The following is a 16,915-nucleotide window of genomic DNA, read 5'->3' as shown; positions in this document are numbered from 1 at the left end:
ACGCGGGGGGCGAGTACATCCACCACTCAACCTCCAGCACCACGAAGGCGGCAGCCCGCGAGCGGCAGCGGGCAGTGAAGCGCGATAGCGCGCGAACGAGGGTGGGTGGGGCGCCGGCGGGCCGAGCGGCAGCGAGGCGGGAGCCGGTGCGGGGGGCGATTACAGCAGGCCGGCGTGGTCCAGCGCCAGGTACGCGGCGTCGGTGCCGGTCATGGCTCCCGGCGTACGGAGCTCGGCGCGGAACTCGTCCACGGTGAGCTCGACCGGGACGCAGTCCTCGGCCTCGTCGAGGTGCTGGACACCGTCCGGACGGCAGCCGCGGGCGATTGCGACGTACTTGCGGAAAGTGGACGAGGTGCCGGCCCAGAGCCAGCCGACCACCTCGAGCGATTCGCAGGTGTAGCCGGTTTCTTCTTCGAGCTCCCGCGCACCACCGACGGCCGGTTCTTCGCCGGGCTCGATGAGGCCGCCGGGGAGGTTGGTGACCACGCTGTCCGGGCCCGGGCGGAACATGCGGATCGTCACGATCCGGCCTTCGGGGGTCAGCGGGAGGACGGTGATGCCGCGGGCGACTCCCTCGGCGGACTCGGGCCCCGTGACGTCCCACTCGACCTCGTGACCGCCCGGCATCCGGTACTGCCGGACCTTCACCGTCAGGAAGCGCTGGTAGGCGACCTTCTCCCCCAGCAGCTCCCAGGGCTCCGGGTCGGCGGCCCGAGACGACGCAGCCGCCACATCGGACGTGGCGGCTGCTTCGACGGTTCGATCCGTCACAGAGGACGACTGTCGTCGGGCTCCTCCGGCGGAGCGATCGGCGCATCGTCGTCGCTCCCGGAGCTCGCCGGCGAGGTGTCCGCCGAGGTGGTCTCCGCCGAGGTGGTCTCCGACTCGGCCGCTTCGGCGGTGGCCTCCTCGATATCGGCCGCCGGGTGCGACTCGGACAGGATCCGGGCCAGCGTCTCCTCGGAGATCCGCTTGAACTTGCGCACCTGCGTACGCGTCCGGTCCAGTACGGCGACCTCGAGCTGGTCCGAGGTCAGTTCGCGCGGCTCGCTGCTGTCGTGGCCGAGGGCGTCCACGGCCAGCCGCAGTGCACCGGCCAGCGAGATGCCCTCGGAATAATGCTCGCCGACATACTCCGCGACCTGCTCGGCCTGGCCGCCCATCACCGCGAACCCGCGGACGTCGGCGATCGAGCCGTCGTACGTGAGCCGGTAGATCTGGTCGTCGGCCGTGGTCGCGCCGATCTCGGCGACCAGGATCTCCACCTCGAGCGGCTTCTCACCGCCGGAGGAGAAGATCGCGCCGAGGGTCTGCGCGTAGGCGTTGGCCAGCGCCCGGCCGGTGACGTCGCGCCGGTCGTAGGAGTAGCCGCGCATGTCGGCCAGCCGCACGCCGGCGATCCGCAGGTTCTCGAACTCGTTGTACCGGCCGACGGCGGCGAACGCCATCCGGTCGTAGATCTCGGCCACCTTGTGCAGCGCGGGCGAGCGGTTCTCGGCGACGAACAGGATCCCGTCGGCATACTGCAGCGCGATCGCGCTGCGGCCCTTCGCGATGCCCTTCCGGGCGAAGTCCGCCCGGTCGCGCATCAGCTGCTCGGGTGAGACGTAGAACGGCGTGCTCATCGAAGGCTTCGTCCTCTATCGGTCGATGGGATCAGGTCAGGGACGCCGTGGCCGGGCCGTCGGGGCGCTCGTGGCGCTGCGCCCAGGCCGCGTCGACCAGCGTGGCGACCTCGTCCTCGGGCAACCGCTGGTAGCCGTCGGCGGTGACCACACCGATCACCGGGAAGATCCGCCGCAGCATGTCCGGACCGCCGGTGGCCGAGTCGTCGTCGGCGGCGTCGATCAGGGACTGGATCGCCACCGTCGCGCACTCGGTCGCGGACAGGTCCTCGCGGTAGAGCTTCTTCAGCGCACCCCGGGCGAACAGCGAGCCCGAACCGACACTGTGGAAGTGGGTCTCCTCGTACCGGCCGCCGGTGGCGTCGTACGAGAAGATCCGCCCGCCCTTGCGGTCGTGGTCGTAGCCCGCGAACAGCGGCACCACGGCCAGACCCTGCATCGCCATCGCCAGGTTGCCCCGGATCAGCGCGCTCAGCCGGTTCGACTTGCCGTCGAGGCTGAGCACGGTGCCCTCGAGCTTCTCGTAGTGCTCGAGCTCGACCTGGAACAGCCGGACCATCTCGATCCCGAAGCCGGCCGACCCCGCGAAGGCGACCGCCGAGTACTCGTCGGCGGGGAACACCTTCTCGATGTCGCGCGAGGCGATGATGTTGCCCATCGTGGCCCGCCGGTCGCCGGCCATCAGCACGCCACCGGCGAAGGTGGCCGCGACGATCGTCGTACCGTGCGGGACCTGGTCGGAGAAATCGGCCTGCCCCAGGCTGCGCCGTCCGGGCAGCAGGTCGGGCGCGTGCCCGGCCAGGAAGTCCATGAACGACGTGCCACCTGGGGTCAGGAAGGCTTCCGGCAACCGGCCGGAGGCGTCAAATGTCATCGAGCGGTTCACTCCCCACCCTTTTGCACGAAGCCGCGGACGAACTCCTCGGCGTTCTCCTCGAGCACCTCGTCGATCTCGTCGAGGATCGAGTCGACGTCCTCGTCGAGCCGTTCCTTGCGCTCGGCCACGTCCTCGGCCGACTTCGCCTGCTCGACCTCTTCCTCGGTCGTCGAACGCTTCGGCTGCTTGTGCTGCTGCCCGCCGTCATTCGCCATCGCACACACCTCCTAGAACCGCAGTGAAAGAGACGCCCAACCGCTCCTTCGTTGCTTCTAAGAGCGACCCTACCCGGCAGCGCCCCCAGTAATGGTGCGAACCAGGTCACTCGCGGTGTCGCACTGGTCCAGAAGGGCGCCGACATGGGCCTTCGTGCCGCGCAGCGGGTCCAGCGTCGGGATCCGCTGCAGCGACTCCTTCCCCGGCAGATCGAAGATCACCGAGTCCCAGGAGGCGGCCGCGACCTGCGGCGCGTACTGCTGCATGCAGCGGCCGCGGAAGTAGGCACGAGTATCGGTCGGCGGGTGCGAGACCGCCATCCGGATCTCCTCGTCGGAGACGATCCGCTGCATCCGGCCCGACTTCACGAGCTTGTAGTACAGCCCCTTGTCCGGACGTAGGTCGGCGTACTGCAGGTCGACCAGGTGCAGCTTGGGGTCGTCCCACTGCAGGCCGTCACGGTCGCGGTAGGACTGCAGCAGCTTGTACTTCGCGACCCAGTCGAGCTGGTCGGACAGCTTCATCGGGTCGACCGCGAGCTGGTCGAGGATCTGCTCCCAGCGGTACAGCACGTCCTTGGTCTGCCGGTCCGCGTCGTCGCCGTACTTGTCCTCGACGTACTTGCGGGCCTGCTCCAGGTACTCCGCCTGAAGCTGGATCGCGGTCAGCTTGCGGCCGTCCTTGAGCGTCATCAGATGCGTACAGGTCGGGTCGTGGCTGATCTCGTGCAGCGCCTGCACCGGGCGGTCCACGCCGAGGTCGTCGGTCAGCCAGCCGTCCTCGATCATCGCCAGCACCAGCGACGTCGTCCCGACCTTCAGGTACGTCGAGATCTCGGACAGGTTCGCGTCGCCGATGATCACGTGCAGCCGGCGGTACCGGTCCGGGTTCGCGTGCGGCTCGTCGCGGGTGTTGATGATCGGCCGCTTGAGCGTCGTCTCCAGGCCGACCTCGACCTCGAAGTAGTCGGCCCGCTGGCTGATCTGGAACCCGTTCGTGCTGCCGTCCTGGCCGATCCCGACCCGGCCGGCGCCGGTGACCACCTGGCGGCTGACGAAGAACGGCGTCAGGTGCCGCACGATCGACGCGAACGGCGTCGACCGGCGCATCAGGTAGTTCTCGTGCGACCCGTACGACGCGCCCTTGTTGTCGGTGTTGTTCTTGTAGAGGTTCAGCTGCGGGGCCCCGGGCACCTGCCGGGCCTGCCGCGCGCCCTCCATGATCACCAGCTCGCCGGCCTTGTCCCAGACCACCACGTCCCGCGGGTTGGTGCACTCGGGCGCCGAGTACTCCGGGTGGGCATGGTCGACGTACAGCCGGGCGCCGTTGGTGAGGATCACGTTCGCCAGGCCGGTCTCCTCGTCGGTGAGCTGGCTGGAATCGGCCACCTCCCGGCTCAGGTCGAAGCCACGCGCGTCCCGCAGCGGGTGCTCCTCGTCGAAGTCCCACCGGGTCTTCCGCGCCAGTGGCTGCGTCTGGGCGTAGCCGTTCACCACCTGGCTCGAGGTCAGCATCGGATTGGCCCCCGGCTGACCAGGCACCGAGATGCCGAACTCGGTCTCGGTCCCCATGATGCGCCGCACACTCATGGTCCCGAGCCTACGCGGTTCCGCCGACGAAAGGGGCTTGTGCTGCCTCCAACAGAACGTCGAGTGCCCGCTGGGACATGCTCAGCCGGCCGAGCTCCGCGGTGACCCGGTCCCGTTCGGCTTGCAGTCCACCGACCATGCCCGGACATCCGGACAGCACCGGCGCGGCCGGATCGCCGTGCACGCACTCCAGCACGCCGGCGATCATCGCGGTCGGCAGTCCGGCGGCGAGCAGGTTGCGGATGTGACCGACCTTCGCCACGTCGGCTTCGGCGTACTCGCGGTAGCCGTTCGCTTGTCGCGTCGGCTCGAGCAGGCCCTGCTCCTCGTAGTACCGGAGCAGCCTGCGGCTCACCCGCGTCCGCATCGCCAGCTCGCCGATCAGCATGCGCGCCTCCTTGTCTTGACCTTCACACCGGTGTGACTGGCTACGGTGCCGCTGACCAAACACAACACTTGCCAGGGAGCAGACATGCCAGGAATCGTCGTGATCGGTGCCGGACCGGGGATCGGGCAGGCGGTGGGACGCCGGTTCGCCCGGGAGGGCCTGCCGGTCGCCCTGATCGCGCGGAGGCGTCCGTCGCCGGACCTCGGCAGCTTCACGCTGGCCGCTGACTGCACCGACGAGCCGGAGTTGCGCAGCGCTCTGGACGAGGTTGTCGCCCAGCTGGGGACGCCGGATGCGGTCGTTTACAACGCGGCGAAGATCGCAGCGGACCGGATCGGCGATCTGTCACTGCGTGAGCACCAGGACGCCTGGGCGGTCAACGTGGGTGGTGCGATCACCGCCGCCGCCCATCTGGCCCCGTCGATGACAGCGAACGGTGGAGGCTCGTTCCTGATCACAGGCGGGATGCCGGAGACCAAACCGGACTATGTGAGCCTCTCACTGGGTAAGGCAGGCGTCCGAGCGCTCGTGAGCCTCCTGGACCAGTCGTACGGCGCCGGCGGGCTCCACGCCGCCACAGTGACCGTCTACGGCGCAGTCGCCCCCGGTACGGCGTTCGACCCGGATGCCATCGCGGAGCAGTACTGGATGCTCCACCAGCAACCGCGAGCCGAGTGGACGCACGAGGTGCACTACACCGGCGCCATGTGAAACTGCCACCCATGGACGAACTGGTTGCCCTGGTCGATGCCGACGGTGTGGTCTGCGGGTCGGCCCCGCGCTCGGAGATGCGGCGCGACAACCTGCGGCACGCGGCGACCGGCGTACTGGTCCGGAATGCGGCCGGTGACATCTACGTGCACCGGCGGACCGACACCAAGGACGTCTACCCCGGCCGGTACGACTTCGCGGCGGGCGGTGTGGTCGCAGCCGGCGAGGACCCGTACGACGCCGTCGTCCGGGAGCTGGCCGAGGAGCTCGGGATCACCGGCGTCGAGCTCACCAAGCTGCCCGAAGGCGACTACGCCGACGACCACACCCGCTACCACGCCTACCTCTACAGCTGCGTGTGGGACGGCGCCATCAGCCACCAGCCCGAAGAAGTGGCCTGGGGCGCGTGGATGTCACCCGCGGACCTCGTTGCGCGGCTGGACGATCCCGAGTGGCCGTTCATGCCGGACACCGTCTGTCTGCTCGGCTCGTACGTGCGCGACCTGCTCTGAGGCACCCGGGCTAGCGGCGGCGGCCGAGGGAGCGGGCGAGGTTGATGCCGACCAGGCCCGCCCAGCTCACGACGACGCCGACCAGGCCGGTCGTGTTGGCCGCGATCGCGGTGATCGGGATCGCGACGCTGACGGAGACGATCGACAGCGCCAATCCGCCCGGGTCGCGCTCTCGGCCGGGGTGGACCGGCGGCTGGACCGGTTCAGGAACAGTGGCGCGGCGCTGGGCATCGAGCCGCTCCAGGAAGCCTTCGATGATCGCGTCTTCGTACTCCGGGCCCAGCTCCTGACGTGCGGCCACCGCCGCCCGCAGGTCCTTGCGCACATCCTCGGTCGCCATACCGTTCACGGTATGAGTTGTCGCCGTCCGGGGCTATCGGGGGAAACCCCCGGCAGCCCCGGAACGGCGACCGACGTCTTACAGGTACTGACCGGTGTTCGTGGCCGTGTCGATGGAGCGGCCCGGCTCGGTGCCCTGCTTGCCGGAGATGAGCGTACGGATGTAGACGATCCGCTCGCCCTTCTTGCCGGAGATCCGGGCCCAGTCGTCGGGGTTGGTCGTGTTCGGGAGGTCTTCGTTCTCCTTGAACTCGTCGACGCACGCCTGCAGCAGGTGCTGCACCCGCAGGCCCTTCTGGTTCTCGTCCAGGTAGGCCTTGATCGCCATCTTCTTGGCCCGGTCGACGATGTTCTGGATCATCGCGCCCGAGTTGAAGTCCTTGAAGTACAGGACCTCTTTGTCACCGTTGGCGTAGGTGACCTCGAGGAACCGGTTCTCGTCGGCCTCGGTGTACATCCGCTCGACGGTGCGCTGGATCATCCCGTTCACACACGAGGCCTTGTCGCCGCCGAACTCACTGAGGTCGTCGGCGTGCAGCGGCAGCGTGGTGGTCAGGTACTTCGAGAAGATGTCCCGGGCGGCCTCGGCGTCCGGCCGCTCGATCTTGATCTTCACGTCCAGCCGGCCCGGCCGCAGGATCGCCGGGTCGATCATGTCCTCGCGGTTCGAGGCGCCGATGACCAGGACGTTCTCCAGGCCCTCGACACCGTCGATCTCGCTCAGCAACTGCGGCACGATGGTGTTCTCGACATCGGAGGAGACACCGGAGCCGCGGGTGCGGAACAGCGAGTCCATCTCGTCGAAGAACACGATCACCGGCATCCCCTCGGACGCCTTCTCCCGGGCCCGCTGGAAGACCAGGCGGATGTGCCGCTCGGTCTCACCGACGTACTTGTTCAGCAGCTCGGGACCCTTGATGTTGAGGAAGAACGACTTCTGTTCCGCCACGCCGGTCCGCTCGGCGACCTTCTTGGCCAGCGAGTTCGCCACCGCTTTCGCGATCAGCGTCTTGCCGCAGCCGGGCGGGCCGTAGAGCAGCACGCCCTTCGGCGGCTTCAGCTCGTGCTCCAGGAACAGGTCCTTGTGCAGGTACGGCAGCTCGACCGCGTCCCGGATCGCCTCGATCTGGCCGGCCAGGCCGCCGATCTGGGTGTAGTCGATGTCCGGGACCTCTTCGAGAACGAGCTCCTCGACCTCGGACTTCGGGATTTTCTCGTACACATAGCCGGAGCGGGGCTCCAGCAGCAGCGAGTCGCCGGTGCGCAGCGGGATGTCGAGCAGCGGCGAGGCGAGCCGGACGACCCGTTCCTCGTCGGCCTGCGCGATCACCAGCGCCCGCTCGCCGTCGGCCAGCAGTTCCTTCAGCATCACCACGTCGCCCACGACCTCGTAGTCGCAGGCCTCGACCACGTTCAGCGCCTCGTTCAGCATCAACTCCTGGCCGAGCTTGAGCTCGTCCAGGTCGATCGACGGGCTGGCCGCCACCCGGAGCTTGCGGCCCCCGGTGAACACGTCCAGCGTGTCGTCGTCGTTGCGGCCGAGGAAGGTGCCGAATCCGGACGGCGGTTGCGCCAGCCGGTCGACCTCCTCCTTCAGGGCGATGATCTTCTCTCGCGCCTCCCGCAGCGTGTCGGCCAGCCGCTCGTTCTGAGCGGTGACACTCGCCAGGGAGGCCTGTGTTTCGGACAGCCTGCCTTCGAGCGACCGGCTGTCAGCCGGGTGCTCCAACAACCTCCGCCGCAACGCTGCGACCTCGGCCTCCAGGTACCGGACCTGGTTACGCAGCTCTGCCGCGGTAGGACTCTCGTCTCCAGCCACGATCATCACCTCACCATGTGGGGCTCGACCCTATGGACCTTACCCAGAAAACCTCGCCGGGCAAGCTGAATCCCATCACGTGTCGGTTGCGGATGAACCTGTTGCTTTCGGCACATCTTCTGATCCGTCACCGCGACGGGGGCCTTGATAGTCATCGCCGTACGCGCCCGGTGCCGGCCGGCGCTTCTTCCGGGGTGCCTGAACCCCGTGCGCCATCCGTCGGGCGGTGACCAGAAAGGCGGTGTGACCTTGCATCCGGTGTCCCGGACGAACCGCCAGACCCTCCACGTGCCAGTCTCGCACGAGTGACTCCCACGCGCGCGGCTCGGTGAATTCGCCGTGTGCCCGCAACGTCTCCACGACGCGGCTCAGCTGGGTTGTGGTGGCGACGTACGCGCCGAACACGCCGCCAGGGCTCAGCGCGCCGGCCGCGGCGTCCACGCACTCCCAGGGGGCGAGCATGTCGAGAATGATCCGGTCGACCTCGGTCTCGTCGAGTTTCTCGACCAGGTCGCCGACCTCGAGCCGCCAGGCCGGGTGCTCGCCGCCGAAGAAGCCGGTGACGTTCTTGCGCGCGACCTCGGCGAAGTCCTCGCGGCGCTCGAACGAGATCACCTGGCCGTGGATGCCGACCGCGCGCAGCAGCGCGGTGGTCAGCGCACCCGACCCGGCGCCGGCCTCGACCACCTTCGCGCCCGGGAAGATGTCGGCCATCGTGACGATCTGGGCGGTGTCCTTGGGGTAGATCACCGCGGCGCCGCGCGGCATCGAGACCGAGTAGTCGGCCATCAGCGGCCGCAGCGCGAGGTACTCCACGCCGCCCTTGGACCGGATCACCACGGCGTCCGGGCCGTCGATCAGTTCGTCGTGCTCGATCCCGCCCTTGGTGGTGTGGAAGATCTTCCCGCGCTCCAGGAACACCGAGTGCCGGCGGCCCTTGGAGTCCTGCAGGGTGATCCACTCCCCCGCCTGTAGCGGGCCGTGATGGACCCCGGAGTACGCCTGGTCGGGAAAGTCGCGCAAGTCAGCCATAAGGCGCTCACCTTAACGTTCGCGACTCAGCGTTCCCGAAACGCCCGCTCGATATCGGCCGTCGCCAGTACGCCGTACACGCCGCCGGCGGCGTCGAGGACCAGGTACTCCGAGGCGGGGTGCTCGCGGATCGTCGTCAGGATCTCCTCGCCGGTGTCGTTGACGCCGATGATGTGACCGGCGCCGATCCGGGTGGAGACCTCGCTGACCGTGGTCCACGGCCGCTGGTTCGGCGCGACCGCGGCGACCGCGTTCTCCGAGACCAGTGCGTGCGGCTTGCCGTCGCCGTCGATCACCACGACCGCGCCGGCCTGCATCTCGCCGGCCAGCCGGACCGCCTCGGAGATCGGCGTACCGGAGTGGACCGCGATCGCGCGCCGGGCCATCGTGCGGACCTGCAGCGCGGGCAGCTTCAGGCGCAACCGGGCTTGCATCAGCTGCGTCGTCGAACCCATCCACAGGAAGAACCCGACCGCCATCGCGATCAGGAAGTCGATCAGCGTCGGCTCACGGTCCCAGATCTCCCGCAGTACGACGGGAGCCGCCAGCACGAGGATCGCCATGATCCGGCCGCCCCAGGCCGCGACGATCGTGCCGGTGTGCATGTTGCCGGTGACCTTCCAGACGAACGCGCGTGCCACCCAGCCGCCGTCCAGCGGCAGGCCGGGCAGCAGGTTCGTGACGCCGACGATCAGGTTGGAGACCGCGAGCTGCCACAGCGCGATGTAGCCGACGCCGTCGTCGACGGCGCGCGAGCCGAGGTAGGCGAGTCCGCCGACGACCAGCGAGGCGATCGGCCCGACGACCGAGACCGCGAACTCCTCGAACGGCGTCTTCCGCTCGCCCTCGATGTGCGTGCCGGCGGCGAAGAAACCCAGGTTGATCTCCGACACGCCGATGCCGAACCGCAGTGCCATCAGCGCGTGCGCGAGCTCGTGCACCAGGATCGACAACGTGAACGCGACCACGAAGGCGAACGACGCGACGTAGCGCCAGGCGCCGATCTGCGGAAACTGCTGGCCGATCACCGCGGAGAACCCGAAGGCCAGCAGCATCGCGACCGGCAGCCAGGTGAACCGCATCGTGAGCCGGATGCCGCGGACACGACCGAGTACCCAGGTTCCGGGCGGCGGTGGGCCGACCGGCTGGGCGGGGCTCTGGGGATCACGCGACTCAGCCATCGGGGCAACGCTACTGGTCCGGCGGTAACAAGCTGCTACCAACCCGCGAAAGTGTCGGAGGCCTCGCCTAGGGTTTCGATCATGAGCGTCGCGGCCGAGGTTCCAGTCAACGGGCACCCCCGGGGTGCGCTGTCGCCGTCCCGCGCGGCCGATTTCATGAGCTGCCCGCTGAAGTACCGGTTCCGCGTCGTCGACCGATTGCCGGAGAAGCCGTCGTCCGCGGCGGTCCGCGGCACAGTCGTGCACGGGGTGCTGGAGCGCTTGTTCGACCTCCCGCGCGGTCAGCGGACGCTGGAGCAGGCGGCCGAGCTGCTCGAGCCGCAGTGGCAACAGCTGCTGGCCGCCGAGCCGGAGGTGGCCGGGCTGTTCGCCGAGGACGCCGACGGCGCGGAGCTGGCGAGCTGGCTGGCCGAGGCACACAAGCTGCTCGGGAAGTACTTCACGCTCGAGGACCCGAATCTGCTCGAGCCCGCCGAGCGCGAGCTGTATGTCGAGACCGAGCTCGAATCCGGACTCGTACTGCGCGGCTACGTCGACCGCCTCGACGTCGCCCCGACCGGCGAGATCCGGGTGGTCGACTACAAGACCGGCCGGTCGCCGTCGGAGTTCTTCGAGGCCAAGGCGTTGTTCCAGATGAAGTTCTACGCGCTGGTGCTGTGGCGCCTGCGCGGTGTCGTCCCGGCGATGCTGCAGCTGGTCTACCTGGGCAACGGCGAGATCGTCCGCTACATCCCCGACGAGGCCGACCTGCGGGCCTGCGAGCGCAAGGTCACCGCGCTCTGGGCGGCGATCAGTCACGCCCTCGAGACCGGTGACTGGCGCCCGAGCCCCGGCCCGCTCTGCGACTGGTGCGATCACAAGTCCCTGTGCCCGTCCTGGGGCGGTACGCCGCCTCCGCTCCCGCAGCGCTCCGTCGAAGAGGTCGTGGTCGAGTCCTCCGGTGTCGACCTGATCGGTGTGGACGGCTGACGCGGAACCCTGACTCGATACCGTTCGTCGCATGAGCGTGAACGAAGCTGCAGTGCGGGCTGTCGACGTGACCAAGCAGTACGGCGGCGGCCAGACCCAGGTCGACGCGTTGGTCGACTTGAGCGCGGACTTCGGCCAGGGCCGGTTCACCGCGATCATGGGCCCGTCGGGCTCGGGCAAGTCGACGCTGCTGCACTGTCTGGCCGGTCTGGACCAGCCGACGGCCGGGCAGGTGTTCATCGGCGACGTCGAGCTGAGCCGGCTGCCGGAGAAGCAGTTGACGCATCTGCGCCGGGACCGGATCGGGTTCGTCTTCCAGGCGTTCAACCTGGTGCCGACACTGACGGCGTACGAGAACATCACGCTGCCGCTGGACCTCGCCGGTCGCACTACTGACCGCGAGTGGCTGCGGACCGTCATCGACACGATCGGGCTGACCGACCGGCTGAAGCACAAACCCTCCGAGCTGTCCGGCGGTCAGCAGCAGCGGGTGGCCTGTGCTCGCGCGCTGGCCTCGCGGCCCCAGGTCGTCTTCGCCGACGAGCCGACCGGCAACCTCGACTCGCAGTCGTCGGCCGATGTGCTCGGCTTCCTGCACCGGTCGGTGCGTGAGTTCGGGCAGACGGTGGTGATGGTGACCCACGACCCGACGGCGGCGTCGTACGCGGATCGGGTGTTGTTCCTGGCCGACGGCCGGTTGCGGTCGGAGCTGCTCGACCCGACCGCCGAGACCGTCCTCGACACGATGAAGAGTCTCGACCCGGCCGTGACCGGCTGATGCTCAAGATCGGTCTGCGCTCGGTCCTGGCGCACCGGCTGCGGTTCGTGCTCTGCACGGTCGCGGTCGTGCTCGGGATCGCGTTCGTCGGTGGCGCGATGGTCTTCACCGACACCCTCTCGACCGCCCTCAAGAAGCAGTACGCCGGCAGTACGGCGGACATCACGATCACCCCGGTGGACCCGGTCGAGGCACGCACCGGCCCACCCGCGACGCTCGCCGCCGCGGTGGTCGGCCAGGTCGCCGCCCTACCGGGAGTGGCCGACGCCGACGCGCAACTGCTGGTCAGCGACGTGCAGATCCGCAAGCCCGACGGCTCCCCCATCGACACCTACGGACTCCCGACGTACGGCGCCGGCTGGCCGCACGCCGTACGGACCTCACCGTTCCGGCTGGTCGACGGCAAGCAACCGTGGGGCAAGTCGGAGCTCGCGCTGGATCAGCCGACCGCATCGAAGGCCGGGTACAGCCTCGGCGATCAGGTCCGGGTCGTGACCGCGACCCGATCGGTGACAGCAACCCTGACCGCGGTCACCACGCCCGCCCAGGCAGGTCCGGCCGCAGGCGCGCCGCTGGTCACGTTCGACTCCGCCACCGCCCAGCTCGTGCTGCTCGGCAAGCCGGGCTGGACGTCGATCGCCGTCGCGCTGAAGCCGGGCGCGGACACTGACCAGGTCCGCGCGGCGATCGCCACCAAAGTCGGCACCGAGTTCAAGGTCCGGACCGCGGCGCAGGTCGAGGCCGACGGCGAGAACGCGCTCGACACGACATTCGGCGGGTTCAGTTCGATCTTGCTGATGTTCGCCGGGCTCGCGCTGTTCGTCGGCGCGTTCCTGATCGTCAACACGTTCGCGATGCAGGTCGCGCAGCGCTCCCGCGAGCTGGCGATGCTGCGTGCGATCGGGGCGTCTCGCGGCCAGGTCACCGGTGCGGTTCTGGCCGAGGCGCTCGTGATCGGGCTGATCGGCTCGACCATCGGCCTGCTGCTCGGCATCGCCGTCGCCGCCGGAATCCACTTCGCCTATCAGCAGCTCGGCGCCGCGATACCGAGCGCCGGCCTGCAGGTCACTCCGGCCACGATCATCGCCTGCTACGTGATCGGCGCGCTGCTGACGCTGGCCGCCGCCTACCCCGCTGCTCGGCGGGCCGGGCGGTTGCCGCCCATGGCCGCGCTGCGCGACGGCGCGACGATTCCTGAGCGCTCGCTGCTGGTCCGGTTGCTCGCGGGCGCGTTCCTGCTGCTGATGGCAGTGATCCTCTATCTGATCGCCAACGCCGCCAGCGGCATGCCGGGCGCGGTCCTGATCGGGTTGGCGTCGGCGATGGCGCTGCTCGGCATCGTGCTGACAAGCCCGCTGGTCAGCCGCTGGGTCGTGCGCGCGCTGATGGCGCCGTTCGGTCATCAGGCCCCGGTCACGCTCGGCCGCCGCAACGCCGAGCGCAACCCACGCCGTACGTCGGCAACCGCGTCGGCGTTGATGATCTCGGTCGCCCTGATCAGCGGGCTGGCGGTGATCGGCGCCTCGGCCAAGGCGTCAATCGATGCGAATGTCGCTTCCGAGATCGGCACTTCCGACCTGCTCGTCAGCTCGTCCGAGCCCGACACCTTCAGTCCCCAGGTCGCCGACCGGATCCGCAAGGTCGGTGGGGTGACAGCGGTCCACGAGGTTCGGCAGCAGGAGGGGAAGGCGCAGCGGGCCCGACCATCAGGGGCCGCCGACGATCTTTCGGTCAAGGTGACCGGTGTGAGCGACGGCACTCTGGCCGGTCCGGTCACGGTCGCCCTCGACTCGGGTTCGCTGGCCGGCCTCGCGAGCGGGCAGGCCGTCGTACCGCGGACGATGGCGAAGACGCTCGGCGTCTCCCCCGGCAAGACGTTCACGCTCGTCACGACCACCGGCAAACACCCGTTGACCGTGGCCGGCATCCTGGCCCCGAACCGTCAGCTCAACGCGGTCGTGGTCTCGCTGGCGACGTACGAGGCGATCGGCGGCGCCCCGGCCGACTCGCTGCTGTACGTCGATGTTGCCGACGGCACCAGTGCCGCCCAGACGAGTGCGGCGATCCTCGACGGTCTGAAGGACTACCCGTCGATCCAGGTCCGCGACCAGCAGGCGTACGCCGCCCAGGCCCGCGGCCCGGTCAACGCCGTGACCACGGTCATCGGGATGCTGCTGGCCCTGGCGGTCCTGATCGCCATCCTCGGCATCGTCAACACCCTCGCCCTCGGCGTCGTGGAGCGGACCCGTGAGATCGGCCTGCTCCGCGCGATCGGTATGGACCGGTCGCAGCTGCGCCGGATGCTGCGGGTCGAGTCGATCGCGGTCACCCTGCTCGGCGCACTTCTCGGCCTGGCGGTCGGTGTCCTGACCGCGGCCGCCATTCAGAACGTGCTCGTCGACGACGGCCTCGGCAAGCTCCACATCCCCGTGCTCCAACTGATCGGCGCAGTCCTGGTCGCCGGCATCATCGGCGTACTCGCTGCGGTGTGGCCGTCACGCCGCGCAGCGCGGCTGAACGTCCTGCAAGCCATAGCCTCCGAGTAGCAGCTATGCGGTGCTTTCACCGGTAGCCTGCGGGTGTGCCGGGGAGCGTGCAGTCGATCGAGCGGGCTGCGGCCGTGCTGCGACTTCTCGCGGTCGCTCCGAACGGGCTCGGCGTCGCGGATGTCGGCAACGCGCTCGGTCTGGCGAAGACGACTGTGCACGGCATTCTGCGGACGCTGCAACAGGTCGGCTTCGTAGAGCAGGACCACAGCGGCGCGCACTACCACCTGAGTGACGCCTTCGGCCGGCTCGGCGAAAGCTACCTCGATCCGAACGAGCTGCGCAGCCGCGCGATCAACTGGGCGGACTCGCTGGCCGCCCGCAGTGGCGAAGTGGTTCGGGTCGGACGGCTCGTCGAGAACAAGGTCGTCGTCGTCCACCATGTCTTCCGTCCCGACGACAGCGACCAGGACCTCGATGTCGGTACGACGTTGCCGCCGCATGCGACCGCACTCGGCAAGGCCGTCCTCGCGTACGACGCGAGCGGCGCGGGCCGGCCGAAGCGCCTCGAGGCGTTCACCACGCGCACGATCGTCGACGGGACCAAGCTGGCCGAGGAGCTGGCGGCGGTCCGGTCGCGCGGCTGGGCCGGTGAGTTCGAGGAGCACACCATTGAGACTGCCGGTATCGCCGCACCGATCCGTGGGCTCGGCGGACTGGTGGTCGGCGCAGTCGGTCTCACCGGGCGGATCGAGCGGATCTGCGACAGCCGTCTGCGCCCCCGCGCCGAGCTGATCACGATGGTTCGAGCCACCGCCGAGGCCATCGCCCGCGACCTGAGGGGTGACAGCTGATGCACCGCGTCTCGAGGTGGTGGACGAATGGCTGAGCAGTACGTTGCTGCGGTCGATCAAGGGACCAACTCGACCCGCTGCATCCTGTTCGACCGGCGCGGGCGACTCGTGTCGGTGGCCCAGCGCGAGCACCGGCAACTGTTCCCCAAACCGGGTTGGGTCGAGCACGACGCGGCCGAGATCTGGCGGAACGTCACCCGCGTCGTACCGGCCGCACTTCGGCAGATCGGCGCGGCCCCGAGCCAGATCGTTGCCATCGGCATCACTAACCAGCGCGAGACCAGCCTGCTCTGGGACCGCGCGAGCGGCAACCCGATCGGCAACGCGGTCGTCTGGCAGGACACCCGAACCGACCGGCTGGTGACCGAGCTGGCCGGGGACGAAGGCCCTGATCGGTTCGCTGATCTGTGCGGCCTGCCGTTGAACACGTACTTCTCGGCGCCGCGCTTGAAGTGGATGCTCGACCACACGCCTGGTCTGCGGGCCCGCGCCGAGCGCGGCGAGGTGCTGTTCGGCACCATGGAGAGCTGGCTGATCTGGAACTTCACCGGCGGCGCGAACGGCGGTCTGCACGTCACTGACGTGACGAACGCGAGCCGGACCATGCTGATGAACATCGCCACCCTGGAATGGGATGACGAGTTGCTCGCGGCCTTCGACGTACCGCGAGCCGTGCTGCCGGAGATCCGGCCGTCGTCGGGCGTCTTCGCGACCGCCACCGAGGTGCTGCCCGGCGTCCGGATCGGCGCCGCGCTCGGCGACCAGCAGGCCGCGCTGTTCGGCCAGACCTGCTTCAGTGCGGGCGAGGCGAAGTGCACCTACGGCACCGGCTCGTTCCTGCTGCTGCACACCGGCCACGAGATCGTCCGGTCCAAGCACGGCATGCTCACCACCGTGGCCTACCAGATCGGCAACGAGCCCGCATCGTACGCGTTGGAAGGCTCGATGGCGGTCACCGGTTCACTCGTCCAGTGGTTCCGTGACGGCCTCGGCCTGATCCACACCGCGGCCGAGATCGAGACACTCGCCCGGACCGTCGACGACAACGGCGGCGCCTATATCGTCCCCGCGTTCTCGGGCCTCTTCGCACCGCACTGGCGCAGCGAGGCCCGCGGTGTGATCGCCGGGCTCACCGGCTACATCACCAAGGGCCACCTGGCCCGCGCCGTTCTCGAGGCCACCGGCTTCCAGACCCTCGAGGTCGTCGACGCGATGAACGCCGACTCCGGTATCGCCCTCACCGCACTCAAGGTCGACGGCGGCATGACCGCCAACAACCTGCTCATGCAGTTCCTCGCCGACCTGCTCGACGTCCGCGTCGTCCGCCCGATGGTCACCGAGACCGTCTCGCTCGGCGCCGCCTACGCCGCCGGCCTCGCGGTCGGCTACTGGCCCGACCTCGAGGGCCTGCGCTCCAACTGGCACCGCGCCGGCCAGTGGCTCCCCCACATGGACCCGGCCCGCCGCGCCAGCGAATACGCCAACTGGCAGGCCGCCGTCCAGCGAACCTTCAACTGGATCCGCCCCGACCAGTGA

Annotated in this window: 17 protein-coding genes; 7 read left to right on the top strand and 10 right to left on the bottom strand. The window is 69.1% G+C overall.

Annotated features, from left to right (window positions below; translation table 11 throughout):
• Nucleotides 1–159: 159 nt before the first annotated feature.
• The 6 genes from ABZS29_RS21755 to ABZS29_RS21730 form a co-directional block, all read right to left on the bottom strand.
• Nucleotides 160–774, bottom strand: a complete 615-nt coding sequence (locus ABZS29_RS21755; protein WP_355464085.1) for an NUDIX hydrolase — start codon at nt 772–774, stop codon at nt 160–162.
• Nucleotides 771–1,628, bottom strand: coding sequence for a proteasome subunit alpha (prcA, locus tag ABZS29_RS21750; protein ID WP_355464084.1), 858 nt, complete (start codon nt 1,626–1,628; stop codon nt 771–773). The genes ABZS29_RS21755 and prcA overlap by 4 nt, the downstream gene beginning before the upstream one ends.
• Nucleotides 1,629–1,659: 31 nt before the next feature.
• A complete protein-coding gene (gene prcB, locus ABZS29_RS21745) occupies nt 1,660–2,502 on the bottom strand; it encodes a proteasome subunit beta (protein ID WP_355464083.1) in 843 nt (280 codons plus the stop codon).
• An 8-nt stretch (nt 2,503–2,510) separates the two neighbouring features.
• Nucleotides 2,511–2,720 (bottom strand): ubiquitin-like protein Pup, encoded by a 210-nt coding sequence (locus ABZS29_RS21740; RefSeq protein ID WP_355464082.1) that lies wholly within the window; start codon nt 2,718–2,720, stop codon nt 2,511–2,513.
• Nucleotides 2,721–2,789: 69 nt separating this feature from the next.
• Nucleotides 2,790–4,310, bottom strand: a complete 1,521-nt coding sequence (gene dop, locus ABZS29_RS21735; protein WP_355464081.1) for a depupylase/deamidase Dop — start codon at nt 4,308–4,310, stop codon at nt 2,790–2,792.
• A 10-nt stretch (nt 4,311–4,320) separates the two neighbouring features.
• Nucleotides 4,321–4,698 carry a MerR family transcriptional regulator gene (locus ABZS29_RS21730; protein WP_355464080.1) on the bottom strand — a complete coding sequence of 126 codons (378 nt, stop codon included), beginning with the start codon at nt 4,696–4,698 and terminating at the stop codon, nt 4,321–4,323.
• An 84-nt stretch (nt 4,699–4,782) separates the two neighbouring features.
• Here ABZS29_RS21730 and ABZS29_RS21725 point away from each other — a divergent pair, with 84 nt between their 5' ends.
• Complete coding sequence (locus tag ABZS29_RS21725) at nt 4,783–5,409, top strand: SDR family NAD(P)-dependent oxidoreductase (RefSeq protein ID WP_355464079.1); 627 nt, start codon at nt 4,783–4,785, stop codon at nt 5,407–5,409.
• An 11-nt stretch (nt 5,410–5,420) separates the two neighbouring features.
• The gene (locus tag ABZS29_RS21720) at nt 5,421–5,921 is read left to right on the top strand and encodes an NUDIX domain-containing protein (RefSeq protein ID WP_355464078.1); all 501 of its coding nucleotides are present in this window, start codon (nt 5,421–5,423) and stop codon (nt 5,919–5,921) included.
• 10 nt (nt 5,922–5,931) lie between these two features.
• Here ABZS29_RS21720 and ABZS29_RS21715 read toward each other — a convergent pair whose 3' ends face one another.
• The 4 genes from ABZS29_RS21715 to ABZS29_RS21700 form a co-directional block, all read right to left on the bottom strand.
• Nucleotides 5,932–6,261 (bottom strand): hypothetical protein, encoded by a 330-nt coding sequence (locus tag ABZS29_RS21715; protein ID WP_355464077.1) that lies wholly within the window; start codon nt 6,259–6,261, stop codon nt 5,932–5,934.
• Nucleotides 6,262–6,339: 78 nt separating this feature from the next.
• Nucleotides 6,340–8,085 (bottom strand): proteasome ATPase, encoded by a 1,746-nt coding sequence (gene arc, locus ABZS29_RS21710; RefSeq protein WP_355464076.1) that lies wholly within the window; start codon nt 8,083–8,085, stop codon nt 6,340–6,342.
• A gap of 69 nt (nt 8,086–8,154) precedes the next feature.
• Complete coding sequence (locus ABZS29_RS21705) at nt 8,155–9,111, bottom strand: tRNA (adenine-N1)-methyltransferase (RefSeq protein WP_355464075.1); 957 nt, start codon at nt 9,109–9,111, stop codon at nt 8,155–8,157.
• Nucleotides 9,112–9,137: 26 nt separating this feature from the next.
• On the bottom strand, nt 9,138–10,292 hold the full coding sequence (locus ABZS29_RS21700) for a site-2 protease family protein (RefSeq protein ID WP_355464074.1): 1,155 nt from the start codon (nt 10,290–10,292) through the stop codon (nt 9,138–9,140).
• 81 nt (nt 10,293–10,373) lie between these two features.
• On the opposite strand from ABZS29_RS21700, the gene ABZS29_RS21695 reads away from it, so the two are divergent.
• From ABZS29_RS21695 to glpK, 5 genes are read left to right on the top strand one after another with little or no spacing between them, the layout of a single operon-like run.
• Nucleotides 10,374–11,261 (top strand): PD-(D/E)XK nuclease family protein, encoded by an 888-nt coding sequence (locus ABZS29_RS21695; RefSeq protein WP_355464073.1) that lies wholly within the window; start codon nt 10,374–10,376, stop codon nt 11,259–11,261.
• 31 nt (nt 11,262–11,292) lie between these two features.
• Nucleotides 11,293–12,039: an ABC transporter ATP-binding protein gene (locus ABZS29_RS21690; RefSeq protein ID WP_355464072.1), complete on the top strand. Its 747-nt coding sequence runs from the start codon at nt 11,293–11,295 to the stop codon at nt 12,037–12,039.
• Nucleotides 12,039–14,585 carry an FtsX-like permease family protein gene (locus ABZS29_RS21685; RefSeq protein WP_355464071.1) on the top strand — a complete coding sequence of 849 codons (2,547 nt, stop codon included), beginning with the start codon at nt 12,039–12,041 and terminating at the stop codon, nt 14,583–14,585. The genes ABZS29_RS21690 and ABZS29_RS21685 overlap by 1 nt, the downstream gene beginning before the upstream one ends.
• A 35-nt stretch (nt 14,586–14,620) precedes the next feature.
• Complete coding sequence (locus ABZS29_RS21680; protein WP_355464070.1) at nt 14,621–15,379, top strand: IclR family transcriptional regulator; 759 nt, start codon at nt 14,621–14,623, stop codon at nt 15,377–15,379.
• 27 nt (nt 15,380–15,406) lie between these two features.
• Nucleotides 15,407–16,915 (top strand): glycerol kinase GlpK, encoded by a 1,509-nt coding sequence (glpK, locus tag ABZS29_RS21675; RefSeq protein WP_355464069.1) that lies wholly within the window; start codon nt 15,407–15,409, stop codon nt 16,913–16,915.

The organism is Kribbella sp. NPDC005582 (assembly GCF_040605415.1).
In the GTDB taxonomy this organism is placed as follows: Bacteria; Actinomycetota; Actinomycetes; order Propionibacteriales; family Kribbellaceae; genus Kribbella.
The sequence above is the reverse complement of the archived record's forward strand: the minus strand, read 5'-3'. Positions and strand labels throughout refer to the sequence as shown.